This is a genomic window from Bacillus sp. NH11B (genome assembly GCF_001884205.1).
In the GTDB taxonomy this organism is placed as follows: Bacteria; Bacillota; Bacilli; order Bacillales; family Bacillaceae_G; genus Bacillus_A; species Bacillus_A proteolyticus.
Genome location: NZ_MAOG01000089.1, coordinates 33,027 through 52,972 on the forward strand (window position 1 = coordinate 33,027; position 19,946 = coordinate 52,972).

Here is a 19,946-nt window from a genome sequence, read left to right on the forward strand (position 1 = left end):
AGTTGCAAATAATACGGTTTTTCTTATCAACAAGACCCTATACAGTAAATCCATTATTCTCTATAGTATATTCACCTGTATAAAAAACGTTTTCATACATTCTATTTTTGTAGTTTTATTTCAGCAATCGATTTATACTTCGGCATTTCCTTCACGTGAGATTCGTATAAAGTGATCGTATCCGCTTGAAATGATATTTCAGGCACTTCTTTTATATGTTCTAAATCAAACAGTTCTTCTCCTACCCATTTACGGGCAACAGTAATATGGGGATGATATGGGCGTGTTTCTAGAGAAAATCTATTTTCTTCACAAATGGCATGAACTTGCTTTTGTAACTGAAGCAAATCGTGATTCTCACTTACCTTCGCCCAAAAAATACGGGGCTGATCTTCCCTACCAAACGTTGAAAACCCTTGTAACGTGAAAGTTAGTTCTTTTGTTTCTTTAAGTGTTTGTAATCCATTCTTTATTCCTGCTAACTGTTCCTCTGTCGCACTTCCTAAAAAGGAAAGGGTAATATGATAGTCTTCTTCATGCACCCACGAGCGAAATGGTAATTCATCTTTCATTTCCTCTTTATAGTTAGATAGCACTTCTTTTATATGATTTGGTAAAGTGATTGCGACAAAATAATGCAGATCCATTTACATCATCTCCTTCCTTTTATTGTTGCTTTTCTTTCTTTTCTCATTCAGCTAAAAAGAAGCCGCCCTCTAAAGTAGAGAGCGGTCATTATTTACATATCTCTTATTTCGCTAATTCATGAATTGCTTGAGCGTAAATCGCTGTTGCTTTTAATAAGTCTTCAATTTCAATGTACTCATCTTTTTGATGCGCAAGTTCTTCTTTTCCAGGGAATAGCGGGCCAAATGCAACGCCAGCTTTTAATGAACGAGCATAAGTACCACCACCGATTGCTAACAATTCAGCTTTTTCACCTGTTTGTTCTTCATATACGCGTTGCAAAGTACGAATTAATACATGATCTTTATCAACGTGATGCGGGCGAGAGTTCGAATAATCCGCCACTTCAAATCCATGAGTACCGACATATTCTTTTAACTTTGCAATCATTTCTTCAAAGTTAGTCGTAACTGGATAGCGTACATTTAATCCTAAATTACCACCGTTTTCTTGCGAATAAGACAGGCGACCAACATTAACTGTTAACGGGCCGCTAATATCGTCTTTATAAGCAATACCAGCTTTCTCGCCCAAAATATCCCCTGTAAATGTTTCTGTTACAAACGATGCAAACGAAGCCCCTTTTCCATCAAGAGAAACTTTCGTTAAGCAGTTTGCCAATAATAAACCTGCATTTTCTCCCTTTTCCGGAGTAGAACCGTGAGCTGAAATCCCTTTGATTTGTAACGTCACCGTATTTCCTTCTACAATTGCTTTACCCATTTTTTTAGCAGTTTGTAAATACTCTTCATATGCTACTGTAAGTGCATTTACATCTTCTCCTGTAATAATCGCTTCTGCATAATCAGGAACCATATTCAAACGACGACCTGACTCAAATGAAATCAGCTTAAATGCGCCTTCTTTCTCTTCGCTACCATTTTGAACAACTTGTATGTCAGAAATTCCTTTTTCCGCATTAATAATTGGAAAATCTGCATCTGGTGCAAAACCGATTGTTGGCATTTCTTCATTTTTAAAGTAATGATCTACACACTTCCAATTACTTTCCTCATCTGTTCCTAAAATCATACGAACACGTTTAGAAAGAGGTAAGCCTAATTCTTTTACAATTTTCATTGCATAATAAGCTGACATTGTCGGCCCTTTATCATCAATCGCACCGCGTGCAAAAATCTTCCCGTCGCGAATATCCGCACTATACGCAGGAGTTGTCCAGCCATCTCCTTCTGGTACAACATCAACGTGACAAAGGATACCTACTAATTCTTCTCCTTGTCCCATTTCAAGATGGCCTGCATACCCTTCTAAATTTTTAGAAGCAAAACCTTCAGCTTCTCCTTTATGTAACATGAAAGATAAAGCTTTTTCTACACCTTCACCGAATGGTGCGCCCTCTTTCGCTGATTCTTCTTCCCATACACTTTTAATTTGCAAAAATTGTTGTGTATCACGAATTAAATCATCTTTTCGTTTCATAACTTCTTCTGTCCAATTAATCGTTGACATCACGCATCCATCCTTCACTATATTATCTCTTTCATCATAGCAAACCGAAATCTCTTATGCCATACATGAAAACCTAATAACGAACAATTGTAATATTTCAGATATTTCTCATTAGTTTTTCTTTTATTTTCTCAAAAAAATTTGCAGGAATTTGGCGTTTTACGTAGAAATTTATGAGTTAGTTGACTGACAAAATATACAATGTCAACTACCAATATTTTTCTATATGAATATTTGTTAAACTTTTGTAAAATTTAAGTAGATTAAAGCATGAATTTTATCATGTAGAGTACAATGGTAGTAACGACCTTCTTTCCTGAATGGGGTCAAAAAAACTAGTAGAGGAGTGGTTTTCTCTTGAAACCTACAACTACTCGTATGCTAACACGCATTAAATCGATTTATATGTACATCAATGAAAACGGTACGGTAACAACGAAAGACCTTGTAGATGAGTTCGGGATCACACCGCGAACGATACAACGTGATCTAAATGTGTTGCAGTTTAATGAACTCGTGTATAGCCCTTGCCGCGGCAAGTGGACAACGACAGGAAAGAAAGTGAGAATGACCTCATAACAAAAAAATAATTGTATGTAAATAAATACATACCCCTTTCTAACTCATTAGAAAGGGGTCTTTTCTATGCTCTGAAATTGGCGTTACTTTTCGTTATCTACTTGATATGTTTTTAACATTTCTACTTCTTCATCTGTTAATTCACGATATTGCCCAAGTTCTAACTCTTCATCTAGCACTAAAGGTCCCATCTCTGTTCTCTTTAAGTACACTACTTTTTTCCCTACCGCTTCAAACATACGCTTCACTTGATGGAATTTTCCTTCTGTAATCACGAGCTCAATTTCAGAAATATCATCACTTTTTAAAATTGTAAGTTCGCCTGGCTTCGTTTCATAGCCATCTTCTAAAATAACACCTTTAGCGAATTCTTTTACATCCTCTTCCGTTACAACTCCTGAAACGTGTGCATAGTATTTTTTCGGCACATGCTTTTTCGGAGATAATAGTTGATGCGTTAACTTCCCGTCATTTGTAATCAATAAGAAACCTTCTGTATCAATATCAAGTCTCCCAACAGGGAATGGATCAAAAATCGCATCTTCTAATTCTAATAAATCTATTACCGTTTCGTGGTTATCGTCTTCTGTCGCTGAAATAACACCTTGTGGTTTATGCATCATTAAATAAACAAACTCTTTATATTCCACAACTTCACCGTGAATCATAACCTCTTGTTCTTCTACATTCACATGAAACTTCGGATCTTTCACTGGCGTTCCATCAATTTTCACAACGCCGTCTTTCAGTAATTTCTTTACTTCTTTTCTACTTCCGTGTCCCATGTTCGCTAATAATTTATCTAATCTCATGTTCTTCACCTTCTTTATTTATCATAAGAAAAGGGGACGTATTTACGCCCCTTTTGATTTCAACTTTATTTTGAATCGACTACCAAGTTTACGCTGGATTTTCTCTAAAGCTTCTCCGCCAAATACTCTTTCTAGTACTCCTGTGCGAATCGCTAATACTACGTAAACAAGTCCACCAATACCTGCACAAATCGCAACTGTAATAAGAGCGCCAATACGGCCATCAGGCGAAATCATGAAGGATAGAAGCCATTGTGATAGTTTTACAGCAATAACCATTACAAGTGTTAATATTGCAATTTGGAATGTTCTCTTATATACAACACCAAATGAATAGTTTGCATGTTTTTTGATTTGTCTATTCGTATACCATACAGAAACTAAGAAGCCGACTGCAGTAGCCAAAATCGCCCCAACTGTACCGAAATAACGAATAAAGATTACGTTACATACAAATTTCAAAATAACACCCATAACAAGTGCGACAATCGCATGTTTTTGTTGGTTAATCCCTTGCAAGATTGCTGCTGTTACTGTGAATAAAGCGAATAACAACGCAACTGGCGCATACCACATTAATACTTGTCCACCTAGTGGATCTGAATCGTAGAAAGCAGTATAGATTGGGTACGCAAGTGTAGAAATACCGATAACTGCTGGCAATGTTAAAAACATATTTGCCTGGAATGTTTGTGTAATTTGTAATTTTAAATAACGGTATTGCTTTTCAGTAAACGACTTTGTAATCGCTGGTACGAGCGTTAAACTAAACGCTGTTGCAAGTGATACTGGAATCATAATTAATTTATGCGTCCACATCGTGAAAATACCAAGTGCTCGCTCTGCGATATCTCCTTGACCAATCGCCTGCATAATAGAGTTAAATGTCAATGTATCAATTTGTTGATATAAAGGAATTGTTAATCCAATTACAACGTAAGGAATTGCATATGCAAACAACTCTTTAAACAATTGAGCGGTACTTACCGTCGATTCTGGTACAGTTTGCTCAATTAAATATTGATCCAAATATTTTTTACGTTTTAACCAGTACCAAATTAATACGCCAAGTGCTCCAACTGCTGAAACAAATGCAGCAAATGTCGCAACCCCAACTGCCGTTGCTACTGTACCGCCAAGTACTTTAATAACGATGAAACTACCCGCTAATAAAAAGACGATACGAATAATTTGCTCAATAATTTGTGACACCGTAGTCGGTCCCATCGATTGGTGACCTTGGAAATAACCACGGATCAAACTTGCTGCCGGCACAACAATAAGCGCAAAACTTACGAGGCGAATAATCGTCGTAACTTCTTCGATCTTATTTTGTAAACTTTGTTTACCAAGCATTGCTTCCGCAAATAATGGTGCGGTCATGTATAGAACTAGGAACGAAAGAACTCCGGTTACTATCATCATAACCATTCCTGAGCGGAACATTCTCCGGCTCGTTTTATAATCGCCAAGTGCATTATATTTGGAAACAAACTTCGAAACAGCAAGCGGCACCCCTGCCGTTGCAATACTTAAAAATATCGTATATGGAATGTATCCATATGTATAGAGCGTTCCGCCTTCTGTGCCTACTAATGCATGAAACGGAAAGACGTAAATCATGCCTAAGAACTTTACTAAAAATGTCCCTAACGTCACAATAAGCGTTCCGCGCAGAAATTTTGAATCGGACATACAAAAATCCTCCTACATCTAGATAAAGTGAAACTATTACTAGCAGGAGACTCCTCTCCTACTCCTTATTAGTTGAACCATTCGAGCTTTTACGGGCCAGTGACCTCCCTTTTTACTTCTCTTAAGTCTTAAGGTTTTAGTCTTATTGCCCACAAATAGCAGGATAGTGCTGAACTCTAACTTTTGTATTGTACCACAATTCTCCCATCAAGCAGTACTTCACCCTATTTTTCTTTTAAGAGAAAACATGCTATTCTTTTAGGCAGGAAATGTAGAAAATGAGGTCGATATATTATGTATTATGATGTTATTGTCATCGGTGGCGGTCCTTCTGGGCTAATGGCTGCAATCGGTGCTGCAGAAGAAGGCGCAAGCGTCTTACTTCTTGATAAAGGAAATAAGCTTGGACGTAAACTTGCGATTTCTGGTGGCGGTCGTTGTAACGTAACAAACCGTCTACCACTTGATGAAATCGTTAAACATATACCAGGAAACGGGCGCTTCTTATACAGTGCTTTTTCTATTTTTAATAATGAAGATATTATTACATTCTTCGAAAATCTAGGTGTTAAATTAAAAGAAGAGGATCATGGTCGCATGTTCCCTGTATCAAATAAAGCGCAATCTGTTGTAGATGCACTTTTAACACGATTAAAAGACTTAGGTGTAAAAATACGTACGAATACACCTGTTGAAACAATTGAATATGAAAATGGTCAAACGAAAGCAGTTGTATTACAAACAGGCGAAGTGTTAGAAACGAATCACGTCGTTATCGCTGTTGGCGGAAAATCAGTTCCTCAAACTGGTTCTACTGGAGACGGATACGCTTGGGCGGAAAAAGCTGGTCATACAATTACAGAATTATTCCCAACAGAAGTACCAATCCTTTCAAACGAACCATTTATCCGAGACCGTTCATTGCAAGGTCTCGCTTTACGAGACGTAAACTTAAGTGTATTAAACCCGAAAGGAAAAGCTATCATTTCTCACAAAATGGACATGCTCTTCACTCATTTCGGCTTATCTGGTCCTGCTGCTCTTCGTTGTAGCCAATTCGTTGTGAAAGCACTGAAAAAGTTCAAAACGAATACAGTGCAAATGAGCATCGATGCATTGCCAGAAGAAAATAGTGAACAACTATTCCAGCGCATGCTGAAACAAATGAAGGAAGATCCGAAAAAAGGAATTAAAAACGTTTTAAAAGGTTACGTTCCTGAGCGTTACTTCCTATTCTTATTAGAAAAAAATGAAATTGACGGTAGCGAACAAGCTGGACAAGTTTCTCATGAGAAGATTCGTGCACTTGTGAAAGACTTTAAAGAATTTACTGTGAATGTAAATGGTACGCAGTCAATTGAAAAAGCATTCGTTACTGGCGGCGGTGTCTCCGTTAAAGAAATTAATCCGAAAGAAATGTCTTCTAAATTCACGAATGGCTTATACTTCTGCGGAGAAGTTCTTGATATTCACGGTTATACTGGTGGTTATAACATTACATCGGCTCTCGTTACTGGTAGAATTGCCGGAACGACAGCTGGACAAAATGCAAAAATGCAATATTAAAAAAGAAACAGGGCTTCCTGTTTCTTTTTTAATATGTGCATGAAATTATATAAGCGATTCTGCAAGATATATCAGCGATTCCTCAAATATATCGACTTACCGACAAAGAACGACAAATCCCCTTCCTTCTAAATTCCCATTGCTTTTTTGTTGCTTTATATACCTTAGTACCTTTATATTTTATATTGTTGAATATTTAAAAAAGGGTAAGGGGAAAACAAATGAGGAAAAAAGTCATGATGTCTTTAATGCTAATGACGTTTCTTTCTGCGGTAGAAGGAACGATTGTTAGTACAGCAATCCCTCGTATAACGAGTGATTTGTCAGGCGTCGAACTTGTTAGTTGGGTATATGCAATTTATATGCTTGCAACAGCTGTTTCGACTCCTATATACGGAAAATTAGCTGATTTATTCGGCCGTAAAAAAGTTCTGCTCATCGGAGCAACCATCTTCTTAATCGGTTCTGCACTTTGCGGAGTCGTTACATCAATGGAACAATTAATCTTCTTCCGTGCTCTTCAAGGTATAGGTGCTGGCGCTGTTATGCCAATTACTATGACAATCATCGGTGACTTATATGACGAAGCGAAAGACCGCGCGAAAGCACAAGGCTGGATAAGTGCTGTTTGGGGTGTATCTGGTGTTATCGGACCATTAGTAGGAGGATTTTTAGTTGATTCTCTTTCATGGCGTTACATCTTCTTCTTAAACATTCCATTTGGAATTATCGCTTGCTTAATGATTGCCATCTATTATAAGGAATCAGTTAAGTCGTCTAAGCAACATATCGACTACCTAGGTGCAACTGTCTTCTCATTAAGTACAATTGCTTTACTATATGCATTATTAACAGGTAGCAGTAAGCAAAACTGGGGAGATATTACAATTATCGGCCTATTAATCTTTGCCGCTATTTCATTCATTATTTTCTTATACATCGAGAAAAAATCTCCGGAACCATTAATTCCGCTAGCACTTTTCTCTAACAGTACATTATCTACGATAAACATATTAACGCTTATTGCTGGCGCAATGATTATTAGTATTACTGTATACCTTCCAATTTGGAGCCAAGGTGTTTTAGGAAAAAATGCGACAGAGGCTGGACTTATTTTAATGCCGATTCCTGTTATGTGGACATTCGGTGCTATGTTCTCTGGTAACTTAGTTGGTAAATTAAAAACGAAACAAATTATTTTACTTGGAGCTAGCATATTAACAGTTGCTACCTTCTTATTATTTACATTATCAACAGAGTCACCATCATTCCTTATTTATGTGGCAGTCGGATTATTCGGCTTAGGAATGGGGCTTGTTACACCAATTTACATGGTCACAATCCAAGCAGCTGTACCAGCTCATTCACGCGGAACGGCAGTCGGTTTAAACACATTTATTAGTACATTTAGTCAAACGCTAGGCGCTGCAATTTTCGGCACAGTCTTCAATACGATGATTCATGCACGTGGTATTAAAAATCTTGATCTTGTATCTTCTAGCGGACATGGGGGAGCTACAGCAAACGTAGCAACCGAATCGCAATCCGCACTAGCAGCAAGTGTACACGTTATTTATATGAGTACTTTCGTATTAGCAGTATTAACTTTAATTATTGCTTGGCTCTTATTAAAGCCAGCTAAACAAACAAGTGAGCAATAATAAAAAGGATGACCATTTTGGTCATCCTCTTTTATTTTTCATTCTCCACAATATGCTTAAGCATGGACAATTTATTATCCCAAAATCGTTCATAATACGAGAGCCACTGCTGTAATTCCTCTAACGGCTCCGGTTGCAAACGATATATCTTCTCTCTCCCGTTTTTTCTTCCACTCACTAAATTCGCTTCTGAAAGGATATGAAGATGCTTTACAACTGCAGTACGGCTCATTGGAAAATGGTCTGTTATTTTAGAAATTGGTAACTCTCTATCACTTAATAACCGTAATACTTCTCGGCGGGTTGGATCAGCAATTGCTTGAAATACATCATATTTCGCTGCTGACGAAGACATTTAACCTTCAACAACCTTTTTCAGTTTTTCATTTACAATCGCTACCCATCCCCCATGCATTCTATCGCGAATAATAGAGCTCTTCGCATTCGCTTTCGGAAGGATTTCATCAGGATGTTTCCAGCCACCGTGAATTAACGTAAATTCTGTTTTGTTATCTCCTAAGTCCTTCAAATCAAATGATACAACCCAGCCATCTGTATCCCATGAGAAAGATAAATGGTTTGGCTCATCAATTTCTAACACTTTACATGGTGATGGTCCAAATGGTGATTGCACATGAAATTCATGACCTACCTCTAATTCGAAATTATTTGGCATAAACCATGATGCAATCCCTTCTGCAGTTGATACTATATTCCATACTTTTTGAATAGACGCGTTAAAAACGATTGTTTGTTTAATATCATTTAATGTATTTTGTTGTTCCATTTTCATTCTCCTCTATTCGGCGCAAAAAATAACACCTTTTAGTTTCATTTTCGATAATATAACACCATTTGGTTACATGTCAAGGAAGGCTATGTTCACTGTTGAGAAATTCTCAACATTTTTTCAACAGGACAAACACCCTCTCAGCATTCCCTCATAATATACTCACAAAGGCAATAAAAAATAAAAACTTCTCTCAATATGAAACTCCATCATTCATATTGAAAGAAGTGCCTTACTTATATCACGCGTACTGTGTCTCGCCTCCTTCCCTCAGGGACAATACGTGAGATATGAAAAATCAGAAGGAATATGCCCACCATTTGAGTAGGTAGTTATTTCTCTTCTCCTCAACATTTCCTTAGGAGCGAAATGACTACCGACTCACTTTTTTAAACAAAAATAAAAAGGGGATGTAAGCTATGTTCTATTGCATTAATTGTTCTGAAATTCACCATGAAAAACATCCGAATGATAAAGTATTCAAAAACGGTTTTTATATTGATCCATTTTTAGGTGATCGTTATCACCTCGGTATGTGTACTGATGCTCAGGAGCATGAAACAGGAGAAATTCTTTTAACAGCAAAGAAAACAGGCGCAACACAATCTATTATGAATATTTTACCGACACATGTTGTCCCAACATAAAGCATAAAAAAGAGCTGGCTCCCCAGCTCTTTTTTATGCTTTATAAACAATCATCGCTGAAAAACAATAAATTTGATTTTCATCATCATTAATCGAAACACCAACTTGATACTTTATATCTACAAAATTTCCATCATCAATTTTTTTTAAAAACACATTTACAGCGTCTTCTAAGTCTTTTTCGTGACTTTCATCAAACACTTTCACACGAATCATGTTAACACCATCCTAGATCGCAGCCCTCCGCCGCTTGATTATTGCCACGGTGCGTATCTATGATGCGATAAAACTTTCCATTTTCATGTATATATCCGTCTTCTAACACATATTGTTTATCTTCAGTATAGACATAAAACTTACCTATCATAAATTTACTCGTATATAATTCCAAATAATTTGATCTAAATTTAGCTACAACTTTATTTGTAATATCAATTTTTATTGTGTGTCCCACCTTCTCTCCCTCCTTTGCAAAGAACGGATTTAGGTATATTGTATTAGCGATTTTACATTTTATGCTTAAAAATAAGTGGATATGCCTTCTTTCTGCGCCTGTACTATTTTTCTAAAAAAGTCACCTATATTTATTTCACATAAAAGCGCAAAAAAATACATAAAAAAAAAGACCTTTACCATATTGACTCGAATGTATTCAATGTGGTATTATATAAAATTTGACATTTTTATCTAAGTGTGTTATCATTAAAGATGGTTACCACATATGGAGGTGGATGATTTGTTTCAAATTGGTGATAAAATCGTTTATCCAATGCACGGTGCAGGGATCGTCGAAGCGATTGAGGAGAAAGAAATATTAGGTACTTCGCGTCAATATTGTGTGATACGCATCCTTAGTAAAGATATGCAAGTAATGCTTCCGATGGATCAATTACAAAAATCAGGTATACGTTATATCGTCGATAAAGGTACGTTAGATGGTATACTTCTTGAATTTCATCATGGGGAATCAGACCCCTCACTTTCCTGGAAACAAAGATATACAATGAATATGGAAAAAATGAAGAACGGCAATCTTCAAGATAGTGCAGAAGTTGTTCGTGATTTACTTCGTCGCAATAAAGAAAGAGCATTAAATGCGAGCGAAAAACAAATGCTAGATAATGCGCGCAAAATGGTTATTAGCGAAGTTGCGCTCGTACAGAATGTTTCAGAACATCAAGCAACAGAATTTCTTCAAGATACAATCAATCATTAATTTTAAAAATAGCTGACCGCTATTTTTTTTTTGCTTAAAAAGGCCAAAGAGATTTATCTCTTTGGCCTTTTCATATTATCCACGCCCAGCTTGAAACGATGGGTATAAAGTCATTCCACCATCTGCAAATAACGTAATTCCAGTTACGTAACTCGCCTCTGATGAAGCGAGCCAAGTTGCTACTGCTGCGATTTCTTCAGGTTTTCCAATGTAGCCCATTGGTATCATACTTTCTACGTCAGAACGCTGCTTTGGATCAGCAAACTTTTCGGCATTAATCGGCGTATTAATTGCACCTGGTCCAATATTATTTACTCGAATACCTTTTGGCGCATATTCTAACGCTAACGTTTCTGTCATAAGTTTAATACCGCCCTTACTTGCTGCATAGTGCACGAATAGTGGCCACGGAATTTTCTCATGAACACTAGACATATTAATGACAGATCCTTTAATGTCGTGTTCCACAAAATATTTAATCGCTTCACGACTTCCTAAAAAAGCGCCTGTTAAATTTGTATTGATTACTTTATTCCAATCTTCTAACGGCATTTCATGCGACGGTACCGCGTTTTCTATCCCTGCATTATTAATCATAACGTCGAGCGTACCAAACTCTTTCACAGCAGATTGAATGAGATTCACAACATCTGCCTCTGCCGTCACATCACCTTTTACAGCAATCGCTTCTCCACCTACTCTTTTAATTTCTTCTAACACATCATTCGCTTCTGACTCTCGTGAGCGATAGTTAATAACCACTTTCGCTTTCTCCTTAGCAAATCGTACTCCCATCGCTCTACCTAAACCAGTTGCTGATCCTGTAATAACGACGACTTTCCCTTCTAAATCACTATACATTTCAATGCCTCCTTATCCTTTTGCAATCCCTAACATAATTCCGGCTGCGATAATAAAAACGATACCAACAACGATACCTGTTAATTGACGTTTCGTTTTCTTTTCACCTAATATAAGAATCCCGCCAAGCGTCGAAATAATAATTCCCATTTGTGATAGTGAAAAGCTTGTTGCAACTCCGACACGCGGCTGTGAAATAAATAAAAACATATTTCCAGCTGCCCAAATTAATCCTGGAATAATATTTCGTATCGCATATTTATTAAATGGATGATGTTTAAACGTAAGTAAAATGCCTCCTAACACCATACCAACTGCTTGTGGTAATAAAGCAGACCAACCATCTACGTTAAATAGCCTAATAACTACTACGTAAACTAAATAACCGACTGTTGAAATTAATAAAATTATGATGCCCCTTTTAAAATTTGCTGCTTGCTCTGCATTTTTTTCTTCTTCATTTTGAAGTGATGTTAAAATAACACCGATAATAATACAACCGAGCGCCAAAACTCCAAGGACGACTGATATTGTCGTGGACCACTCATGAAATACGATGACTCCAAATAAAGTCGTCGCAACTAATTGAAGTCCTGTTGAAATTGGCATCGTCCTCGAAACACCCATTAAATCAATACTTTTTAATTGATTCGCCTGACCAAGTGCCCAAAATAAACCTGATACAATTCCAACTCCAATAACAGTAGGAGTTAATACTGGCTTCACAAAAATATAAACAACAATCGAGAAAATAAGTGCACCAAATGTTGTACCGAGCGTTTGACTATACGGTCCTCCGCCGAGTTTCACGTTAAATAGCACAATACTCCCCCAAAATATAGCTGGTAAAATCGCTAAAAGTATATCCATCGCTCATTACCTTTCTTTACTAAATATCATCAGTTATCGCTCTACACCATTAGAGTGTGCTTTCATTTTTTCCTTCGCTCGTGCGCAAACCTTTTCTGCAATCGCACTAGACACATTTTTTTCTCGCTCTACTTTCTTTATCTTAATGTGATCTAAATTGTCTTCCAAAGTAAGTGTAACTTTGTCATTCGGCGGATTATGCGCCCCTTGAAATGTAAGAAATTGTAGCGTCACTTCAAATCTAGGAACAAATTCATCTTTCTTGCCTAGACGCTTTATATTTGTAACTGAATCACATTCATACTGATCTTCTGTCGCTTGCCTTATAACTGAGTAATATCGATTAAGTAGTGCACTCTCTAAAAGTTGTTCCTTCGATTCTTTCGCCCAAGAATAGCTTGGAGAAGAGAAAAAAATAGAACATATCATTGTAATCATTACACATATCTTTTTCATAATTCCCTCCTTGTTCTATAAGTTAGTGTTCTCAAAATGCCCATAAAAAAACGACTTTTCCTATTTAGGAAAGTCGTTTTTTCTAGTACAAATCCAATATTAACCACCGCTCACCGGTGGTATGAGTGCAACTACATCACCAGATTGTATCGTATCATCTTCATTTGCATATTCTTCATTAATCGCAACCATAATTGGCGCTGATACTGGTACATTATATTCCTTCGCGACAATATCTTTTAACTCTGCAACCGTAATATTTTCTTTCTCTATTTGTAATTCACTTGTTCCTGCTTCTTCTTGCAAGTTCGCAAATAACAATACTCGAATCATATTTATAGCTCCTTCCCAGGCTCTCCTGCTGGATATGGTGTCTTTTCTAATTGATCACCAATCCACGAGTCGCCATCTTCCCAAAACTCCTTTTTCCAAATCGGAACAATTTGCTTAATACGCTCCATAATATATTCATTTGCTTCATAGGCCTCTTTACGATGTGGCGTTGATACAGCAACAACAACCGCTATATCAGAAATTTGCAACGTGCCAATGCGATGTGTAATCGCAACATGTGTACCAGGCCATTTTTCCTTCACTTCTGTGCCGATTTTCTGTAGCATCTTTTCTGCCATCGACTTATAAGCAACATACTCTAAGTATAATGTACGACGCCCTTTCGTAAACTCCCTAACCGTTCCAATAAATGTTGTAACAGCACCACATTCACGTCGAATTACTTTCTTTGCCACCTCTTCAATTTGGATTTCTGTATCAATTACTTCATAATACGTATTTATCATTTTGCACTCCTAACCGTTTGTAAAAACCAGTCTACATACAATTTTTCTTCTGTTATATGAAATACTTTATAGTCTTCTCTTAAATTTGACAGGACATTATCCCACGTAATAATTGCTACTACGTTTTCTACCTTATGTAAAAGTTCAATGTCTTCCGCAGAACGAAGTAAAACTACTTTTGGATATTTCTCAGCTTTATAGCCCTCTATTAAAATCGTATCCACTTCAAAAAATTCGTACAAGCGGATAATTTCTTGCAAGGACCATTCATCTCGTAATGAAGACAGAGATAGTAATCCAGCGCCTTCTACACTACTTACGACAGCACCAGCTTTCCGATGCCTTTCACTATCTTTTTGCGCTACTTCAGGAAAACCACCATGACCATGATGCTTAATTGTAGCAACTTTCATTTCACTTTCAGCTAATGCATGCACAATTTTCTCTACAAGTGTTGTTTTCCCGCTATTTTGATACCCTACTATTTGTAAGATTGAAGGGGCGTTGCCCATGGCCAATCACATCCCTCGGAGTGCTCTAACAATAATACAGATACTTTCATCCCTGCTTCAAATCCTCTCGTTCCTCCGGGCAACACGATAAAAGCATTCGCATCTGCGAGTGAAGATACCGCACTCGATTTATCTAAACCGACCGGCGTCACTTGTAGTGCCCCATTAACAATGCTCGCTTTCGCTCTTACAAAACGAGTAAACGGATTTGGTTTCGGAAAGTCTTTTTGCAAAATAGCGTCTGCCCTATATATGTGAGGCTCCTTCGCATACAAATACGTTTTTATAACCGGATGCACAAACAATTCGAAACCTACATAACAAGCTGATGGATTACCTGATAAACCGAAAAGTAACTTTCCATCAACTTCAGCTACTGTCGTTACACTTCCGGGTCTCATCGCTATTTTATTAAAAAGCACATTTGCCTGTAACTTTTCATAAATAGCCGGTAAGTAGTCGTAATCTCCTACTGAAACACCGCCCGTTGTAATTAAAATATCAACCTCATCCATCGCTGATTTAACAGCTGTAAAACATGCATCTAACTCATCGGCAAGTTGTCCATAGTAACGCACTTTCCCGCCAGCTTTTATAATTTGAGCTGCAATCATATAAGAGTTACTATTTCTAATTTTGCCTGGCTCTAGCGACTCATGCACTTCAAGTAATTCGCTTCCTGTCGTTACAATACCGACAACAGGCTGTTTTACAACTTTCACAGTGCTATATCCAAACGTCGCTAACAGTGCGGCAACACCTGGATTGATTACAACACCTTTGTTAACAAGGACTTGATTTTGTTTTATATCTTCTCCTTTAAATGACACATTGTCACCATTTTGGAAAGAACGTTTCAACTTCATATATGTACTTTCGTTCTTCTCGAATCCTTCCGTCAACTCTAGCATTACGACTGCATTGCAATCTTCTGGGATAGCTGCTCCTGTCATAATACGAACCGCCTGAAAAGCTCCTACTTCTTCTAAAAAAACAGAACCTGCTCCGATTTCTCCTATTACTTCAAATTCAACCGGGTGCTCTTGACTCGCTTCTTTCGTATCTTCTGCTCGAATTGCGAAACCGTCGTAAGGAGAACGATCAAAGTGAGGAACGTCGTGATCTGAGACAACATCCTCCCCAAGAATCCTCCCATAACTTTCTGTAATAAAAACTTCTTCAACTTCACCATGCTTAGCGTATTTCATCACCCGCTCTACTGCCTCAGCAACTTGAATCGGGATTCGTTTTTCTACCATTGTTTCTCACCTCATATTTGCAAAATATCTAATCTCGATTACACTTTATATATTAAATCGTAATTACTTCAAGGAGGAATTCCATGTCTTCATTCACACATTTCAATGACCAAGGGCGTGCTAAAATGGTTGATATAAGCGACAAAAAAGTAACTGTTCGAACAGCAATTGCATGCTCTAGCATTCTCGTTACGAAAGAAATTTTCGACAAAATCTCTCACAATGAAATTGGTAAAGGTGATGTATTGGCTGTTGCACAAATCGCAGGCATTATGGCTGCAAAACGCACTTCTGATATTATCCCAATGTGCCATCCTTTATTGTTAAAAGGTGTTGATGTTTCTTTCGATTGGAAACAGTCAGAAGAACAATATCGACTACTTATTGAAGTAAAAGTTAAAACAGAAGGTAGTACCGGCGTTGAAATGGAAGCTTTAACAGCTGCTTCCGCTACCGCTCTTACCGTGTACGATATGTGTAAAGCTGTTGATAAAGGCATGATTATTGGTGAAACGTACTTACTTGAAAAAACAGGCGGAAAAAATGGAGATTATATTAGAAATTCTTAATACTACCTTTTCCCTTTGAACCTAAAGGACTCTCCTTTAGGTTCACCCTATATATCTTGCATATAAGCGTTTCGCCACATTCATATCATTCGTCCCATGAATAAATGCTCTACCATCTGTAAATAAAACAAAACGATATTTTCCCACCGGAAATGATAATAAATAAGGTGTTTCCTTTACATCCACACTTTTTTGTAAGCGCTTTTTAATTTCTTCTAAATTAAACCCCTGTCGCACACCTGGACGGATTTGAACTGTATTTCGTCCACATAATACTTCTGTTTTCGTTTGTGCTTCAAATGTTAAACTCGGATATGTACGTAGCTTTCCACAAGATAAACATGTATCCTTTTTCTGTCTATTCACTTTAAATGCCATCTGTTGATTATTCCAAAGATCAAATGATAGCATCGTTTCACGAAGTGCCTCAAAATCTTCTACTAATATTTTTAAAGCTTCCGTTATTTGATGCGCAACTACTAATTGCACTGCTGGCTGTATAATACCGGCCGTATCACATGTCGCTCCGCTCGCTGGATGCTCCATTAAACATCGAAAACATGGCGTTTTTCCTGGCAAGATTGTATAAGTTACTCCGTAGCTTCCAACGCATCCCCCATATATCCACGGAACGTTATACATTTGAGATATATCATTAATAAGAAGGCGCGTTTCAAAATTATCCGTCGCGTCTAATATTAAATCTACACCTTTAATTAACTCTTCCATTTCTTGAACCGTTACATCGGTCACAACCGGGATAATTTCCACTTCAGAATTAATCGCTTTTAAATGTTCTGCTGCCGCTATCGCTTTCGGCTTATAATGTTTCGCATCTTCCTCTGTATATAATTGTTGCCTTTGTAAATTGCTCCATTCTACATAATCACGATCAGCAATCGTTATTTTACCAACACCTGCTCTAACAATTGCTTCTGCATTCGCTGCGCCGAGAGCACCAGCGCCGATAATAAGCACATGCTTCCCTCTTATTTTTCGCTGCCCTTCTTCTCCAACACCAGAAAATAATATTTGTCTTGAATATCGCTCCTGCATACGATAGCCTCCTTTCTTATCCTCCTATATAAGACATTTCAATTTTCGGACGATTCTTTGCACTTTCTTCTGTCCGTTCATCCGAATACCTATCTTTTCTATTCATCCACACATCTTGTATAACGCTTAATAACTCATCATCCGAAAGGTTTCCTCTAAGAAGTTTCCTTACATCCAATCCTTCTGTCGCAAATAAGCAAGTATAAAACTTTCCATCTGCTGAAATTCTCGCTCTCGTACAAGAGGAACAAAATGACTCAGAAACAGAAGTAATAAAACCGACTTCAACATTTGTTCCAACGTACCGATATCGCTTCGCAACTTCACCGAAATAATGCGCTTCAGCTGGCTCAAGCGGATACACTTTATGAATCATCTCGATCAATTCTCGCTTTGTAACCACTTGATCGAAATTCCATCCATTCGTACTACCAACATCCATAAACTCAATAAACCTAAGCGTGATTCCTCGCTCTTTAAAATACGCAGCCATCGGAAGTACTTGATGATCGTTCATCCCTTTTTTCACAACCATATTTACTTTCACTTCAAGCCCTGCCTCTTTTGCTGCTTTAATTCCCTTAATCACAGGTTTCGTATTAATATTTCTACCATTAATGTCCCTAAATGTATCGTCATCTATTGCATCTAAACTAACATTTACTCTATGTAATCCAGCTTCTTTTAATGCCTTTGCTTGTTTCGTTAAATGAATAGCATTTGTCGTTAATCCTATATCTACTAGCCCGTCAATTTTCACGAGACGTGCAATAAGTTTTGTTAAATCTTTACGAAGCAGTGGTTCACCACCAGTAAGTCTAATTTTTCGTACACCGATGCTAACGAACACTTTTGCCAAACGTTCGATTTCATCAAACGTTAGTAAAAACTCATCTTTCAAAAAAGCATAATCAGGCCCAAATACTTCCGCTGGCATACAATATGTACATCTAAAATTGCAACGATCAATGACAGATATGCGTAAATCTTGAAGTGGGCGTCCAAAAAAGTCTTTAACCATCTCCTGCATCGCCACCCTCCCTTTCTGCCAAATTTCTCTCTTTTCATTCTATTATAATATATTTTCGAACTGCGATGTTTTTGCTCACGTGAATAAAGTGAAACTTTAAATAATAGAAAGTTATCAATTCCCCTCTGATTAGCGAAGATGACTCTCAAATACCGGGATAAAAAAACCTTGAAACATAAAAGTTCCAAGGTTTTCTACTTATTAACTTAATCTAATAATAGTTAGAGTAGCTCCTGGCGTTGTCGTAGATAATGTAGCTATTGCAACTAATCCAAATAATTGCAAACTAACAGCAGCTCCAGCAGGCAAGTTAGCAATTATTGGTGCACTAAATGAACCAGTAGCCACTACCGGAGAGTTTATCGTTCCCGCAAGCGGACTGCCATTTACAGTTATACGAGAACTTACAATTAATCCTGCCGTTAGATTAATTGTATAGGCTATATAATAATTCCCTGCATTCGCAACTGTAAATACAGTATTTCCACCACTAACGGTTATTCCTGGTCCAATATTTTGATTGTTCGGTAATGGGATATTCGTACCACCTAATAAAACGGAAATAGCTGTTCCTGATGTATTATTCGCAAATGCATACGTTGCAGTTGTACTAACTCCAGTCACTCCGGTCGCTCCAGTGGCTCCAGCTCCTGTTGGGCCAGTTGGACCTTGGATTCCTTGTGAACCTGTTGGACCGGTATCTCCAGTTGGACCTTGCGAACCGGTTGCTCCAGTAGCCCCCGTTGGACCTTGGATTCCTTGCGGGCCTTGAATTCCTTGTGGACCTGTCGCTCCGGTTGCTCCAGTGGCTCCCATTGGGCCTTGTGGACCTTGGATTCCTTGCGGTCCTTGTGAACCAGTAGCTCCCGTATCCCCTGTCGGGCCTTGTGGGCCTTGCAAGCCTTGCACACCTTGTGGACCTGTTGGACCTATTTCCCCTTGCACACCTTGAATGCCAGTTGGGCCTTGTGGACCAGTCGGACCTTGGATTCCTTGTATCCCTTGAATTCCCTGTGGGCCCTGTGCTCCGGTTGCTCCGGTTGCTCCTTGTATCCCTTGTGGGCCTTGTGCTCCTTGAATTCCTTGTGGACCGGTTGGGCCTTGAATTCCTTGTGGACCTTGTATCCCTTGTGGACCTTGAATTCCTGTTGCTCCTGTTACACCTTGTATTCCTTGTGGACCTTGAATTCCTTGTGGGCCTGTTGGACCTATTTCTCCTTGCACACCTTGTATTCCTTGTGGACCCTGTAAACCCGTCACTCCGGTTGCCCCTGTTTCTCCTGTCGCTCCTGTCGCTCCTGGCACTCCAGTTGAACCTGTCGCACCGGTATCTCCTGTTTCTCCTGTCGGGCCTGGTGGTCCACCGGATGGACCGGTCACTCCTGTCGGGCCTGATAGCCCTGTTGGACC

General features: G+C 38.2%; 23 protein-coding genes and 1 pseudogene. 6 read left to right on the plus strand and 18 right to left on the minus strand.

The window, feature by feature from the left end; all coding sequences use genetic code 11:
* Nucleotides 1-101: 101 nt before the first annotated feature.
* Entirely contained in the window at nucleotides 102-647 is a 546-nt protein-coding gene (thpR, locus tag BAU27_RS13165; protein WP_071748368.1) for an RNA 2',3'-cyclic phosphodiesterase, read from the minus strand.
* Between the two features lie 103 nt (nucleotides 648-750).
* Nucleotides 751-2,157 carry a dipeptidase PepV gene (gene pepV, locus BAU27_RS13170; RefSeq protein WP_071748369.1) on the minus strand — a complete coding sequence of 469 codons (1,407 nt, stop codon included), beginning with the start codon at nucleotides 2,155-2,157 and terminating at the stop codon, nucleotides 751-753.
* Nucleotides 2,158-2,514: 357 nt separating this feature from the next.
* Here pepV and BAU27_RS13175 point away from each other — a divergent pair, with 357 nt between their 5' ends.
* Nucleotides 2,515-2,736, plus strand: a complete 222-nt coding sequence (locus BAU27_RS13175; protein ID WP_000805512.1) for a DeoR family transcriptional regulator — start codon at nucleotides 2,515-2,517, stop codon at nucleotides 2,734-2,736.
* Nucleotides 2,737-2,819: 83 nt separating this feature from the next.
* Here BAU27_RS13175 and BAU27_RS13180 read toward each other — a convergent pair whose 3' ends face one another.
* Both BAU27_RS13180 and BAU27_RS13185 read right to left on the minus strand, forming a co-directional pair.
* Nucleotides 2,820-3,548, minus strand: a complete 729-nt coding sequence (locus BAU27_RS13180) for a pseudouridine synthase (protein WP_001234930.1) — start codon at nucleotides 3,546-3,548, stop codon at nucleotides 2,820-2,822.
* A 42-nt stretch (nucleotides 3,549-3,590) separates the two neighbouring features.
* Entirely contained in the window at nucleotides 3,591-5,243 is a 1,653-nt protein-coding gene (locus tag BAU27_RS13185) for a putative polysaccharide biosynthesis protein (RefSeq protein ID WP_071748370.1), read from the minus strand.
* 294 nt (nucleotides 5,244-5,537) lie between these two features.
* Here BAU27_RS13185 and BAU27_RS13190 point away from each other — a divergent pair, with 294 nt between their 5' ends.
* Together BAU27_RS13190 and BAU27_RS13200 are read left to right on the plus strand one after the other, a co-directional pair.
* A complete protein-coding gene (locus BAU27_RS13190; RefSeq protein ID WP_071771076.1) occupies nucleotides 5,538-6,809 on the plus strand; it encodes a BaiN/RdsA family NAD(P)/FAD-dependent oxidoreductase in 1,272 nt (423 codons plus the stop codon).
* 221 nt (nucleotides 6,810-7,030) lie between these two features.
* Nucleotides 7,031-8,470, plus strand: coding sequence for an MDR family MFS transporter (locus BAU27_RS13200; RefSeq protein ID WP_071771077.1), 1,440 nt, complete (start codon nucleotides 7,031-7,033; stop codon nucleotides 8,468-8,470).
* Between the two features lie 31 nt (nucleotides 8,471-8,501).
* Here the strand turns inward: BAU27_RS13200 and BAU27_RS13205 are convergent, their stop codons facing one another.
* Both BAU27_RS13205 and BAU27_RS13210 read right to left on the minus strand, forming a co-directional pair.
* A complete protein-coding gene (locus tag BAU27_RS13205; RefSeq protein ID WP_071748373.1) occupies nucleotides 8,502-8,825 on the minus strand; it encodes an ArsR/SmtB family transcription factor in 324 nt (107 codons plus the stop codon).
* Nucleotides 8,826-9,257 carry an SRPBCC family protein gene (locus BAU27_RS13210; RefSeq protein ID WP_071748374.1) on the minus strand — a complete coding sequence of 144 codons (432 nt, stop codon included), beginning with the start codon at nucleotides 9,255-9,257 and terminating at the stop codon, nucleotides 8,826-8,828.
* Between the two features lie 422 nt (nucleotides 9,258-9,679).
* Here BAU27_RS13210 and BAU27_RS13220 point away from each other — a divergent pair, with 422 nt between their 5' ends.
* Nucleotides 9,680-9,907 (plus strand): DUF3973 domain-containing protein, encoded by a 228-nt coding sequence (locus BAU27_RS13220; protein WP_000498999.1) that lies wholly within the window; start codon nucleotides 9,680-9,682, stop codon nucleotides 9,905-9,907.
* Between the two features lie 33 nt (nucleotides 9,908-9,940).
* On the opposite strand, the gene BAU27_RS13225 is transcribed toward BAU27_RS13220, so the two are convergent.
* The gene (locus BAU27_RS13225) at nucleotides 9,941-10,123 is read right to left on the minus strand and encodes a sporulation protein Cse60 (protein ID WP_000621746.1); all 183 of its coding nucleotides are present in this window, start codon (nucleotides 10,121-10,123) and stop codon (nucleotides 9,941-9,943) included.
* Between the two features lies 1 nt (nucleotide 10,124).
* Nucleotides 10,125-10,361, minus strand: coding sequence for a DUF2553 family protein (locus tag BAU27_RS13230; RefSeq protein ID WP_071748375.1), 237 nt, complete (start codon nucleotides 10,359-10,361; stop codon nucleotides 10,125-10,127).
* A 267-nt stretch (nucleotides 10,362-10,628) separates the two neighbouring features.
* Here BAU27_RS13230 and BAU27_RS13235 point away from each other — a divergent pair, with 267 nt between their 5' ends.
* The gene (locus tag BAU27_RS13235; protein ID WP_083595994.1) at nucleotides 10,629-11,123 is read left to right on the plus strand and encodes a CarD family transcriptional regulator; all 495 of its coding nucleotides are present in this window, start codon (nucleotides 10,629-10,631) and stop codon (nucleotides 11,121-11,123) included.
* Nucleotides 11,124-11,198: 75 nt separating this feature from the next.
* Here the strand turns inward: BAU27_RS13235 and BAU27_RS13240 are convergent, their stop codons facing one another.
* From BAU27_RS13240 to BAU27_RS13270, 7 genes are all read right to left on the minus strand, one after another.
* Nucleotides 11,199-11,984: a glucose 1-dehydrogenase gene (locus BAU27_RS13240; RefSeq protein WP_071748377.1), complete on the minus strand. Its 786-nt coding sequence runs from the start codon at nucleotides 11,982-11,984 to the stop codon at nucleotides 11,199-11,201.
* A gap of 12 nt (nucleotides 11,985-11,996) precedes the next feature.
* Nucleotides 11,997-12,854 carry a glucose uptake protein GlcU gene (gene glcU / locus BAU27_RS13245; RefSeq protein WP_071748378.1) on the minus strand — a complete coding sequence of 286 codons (858 nt, stop codon included), beginning with the start codon at nucleotides 12,852-12,854 and terminating at the stop codon, nucleotides 11,997-11,999.
* 33 nt (nucleotides 12,855-12,887) lie between these two features.
* Nucleotides 12,888-13,310, minus strand: a complete 423-nt coding sequence (locus BAU27_RS13250; protein ID WP_071748379.1) for a DUF3888 domain-containing protein — start codon at nucleotides 13,308-13,310, stop codon at nucleotides 12,888-12,890.
* A 99-nt stretch (nucleotides 13,311-13,409) separates the two neighbouring features.
* Nucleotides 13,410-13,643, minus strand: a complete 234-nt coding sequence (gene moaD / locus BAU27_RS13255; protein ID WP_000621795.1) for a molybdopterin converting factor subunit 1 — start codon at nucleotides 13,641-13,643, stop codon at nucleotides 13,410-13,412.
* A 2-nt stretch (nucleotides 13,644-13,645) separates the two neighbouring features.
* Nucleotides 13,646-14,110, minus strand: coding sequence for a molybdopterin synthase catalytic subunit MoaE (moaE, locus tag BAU27_RS13260; protein WP_071748380.1), 465 nt, complete (start codon nucleotides 14,108-14,110; stop codon nucleotides 13,646-13,648).
* The gene (mobB, locus tag BAU27_RS13265) at nucleotides 14,107-14,628 is read right to left on the minus strand and encodes a molybdopterin-guanine dinucleotide biosynthesis protein B (RefSeq protein WP_002094381.1); all 522 of its coding nucleotides are present in this window, start codon (nucleotides 14,626-14,628) and stop codon (nucleotides 14,107-14,109) included. Before mobB ends, moaE begins: the two co-directional genes overlap by 4 nt.
* Nucleotides 14,592-15,881 (minus strand): molybdopterin molybdotransferase MoeA, encoded by a 1,290-nt coding sequence (locus tag BAU27_RS13270; RefSeq protein ID WP_071771079.1) that lies wholly within the window; start codon nucleotides 15,879-15,881, stop codon nucleotides 14,592-14,594. The genes mobB and BAU27_RS13270 overlap by 37 nt, the downstream gene beginning before the upstream one ends.
* A gap of 83 nt (nucleotides 15,882-15,964) precedes the next feature.
* Here BAU27_RS13270 and moaC point away from each other — a divergent pair, with 83 nt between their 5' ends.
* Nucleotides 15,965-16,450 carry a cyclic pyranopterin monophosphate synthase MoaC gene (moaC, locus tag BAU27_RS13275; protein WP_000094156.1) on the plus strand — a complete coding sequence of 162 codons (486 nt, stop codon included), beginning with the start codon at nucleotides 15,965-15,967 and terminating at the stop codon, nucleotides 16,448-16,450.
* A 42-nt stretch (nucleotides 16,451-16,492) separates the two neighbouring features.
* On the opposite strand, the gene BAU27_RS13280 is transcribed toward moaC, so the two are convergent.
* The 3 genes and pseudogenes from BAU27_RS13280 to BAU27_RS13295 all read right to left on the minus strand — a co-directional run.
* Nucleotides 16,493-17,506 carry a molybdopterin-synthase adenylyltransferase MoeB gene (locus BAU27_RS13280; RefSeq protein WP_071771080.1) on the minus strand — a complete coding sequence of 338 codons (1,014 nt, stop codon included), beginning with the start codon at nucleotides 17,504-17,506 and terminating at the stop codon, nucleotides 16,493-16,495.
* A 16-nt stretch (nucleotides 17,507-17,522) separates the two neighbouring features.
* Nucleotides 17,523-18,536, minus strand: coding sequence for a GTP 3',8-cyclase MoaA (gene moaA, locus BAU27_RS13285; RefSeq protein ID WP_071748384.1), 1,014 nt, complete (start codon nucleotides 18,534-18,536; stop codon nucleotides 17,523-17,525).
* A gap of 201 nt (nucleotides 18,537-18,737) precedes the next feature.
* A pseudogene (locus tag BAU27_RS13295) lies at nucleotides 18,738-19,946 on the minus strand (BclA-related collagen-like exosporium protein); the annotation flags it as partial.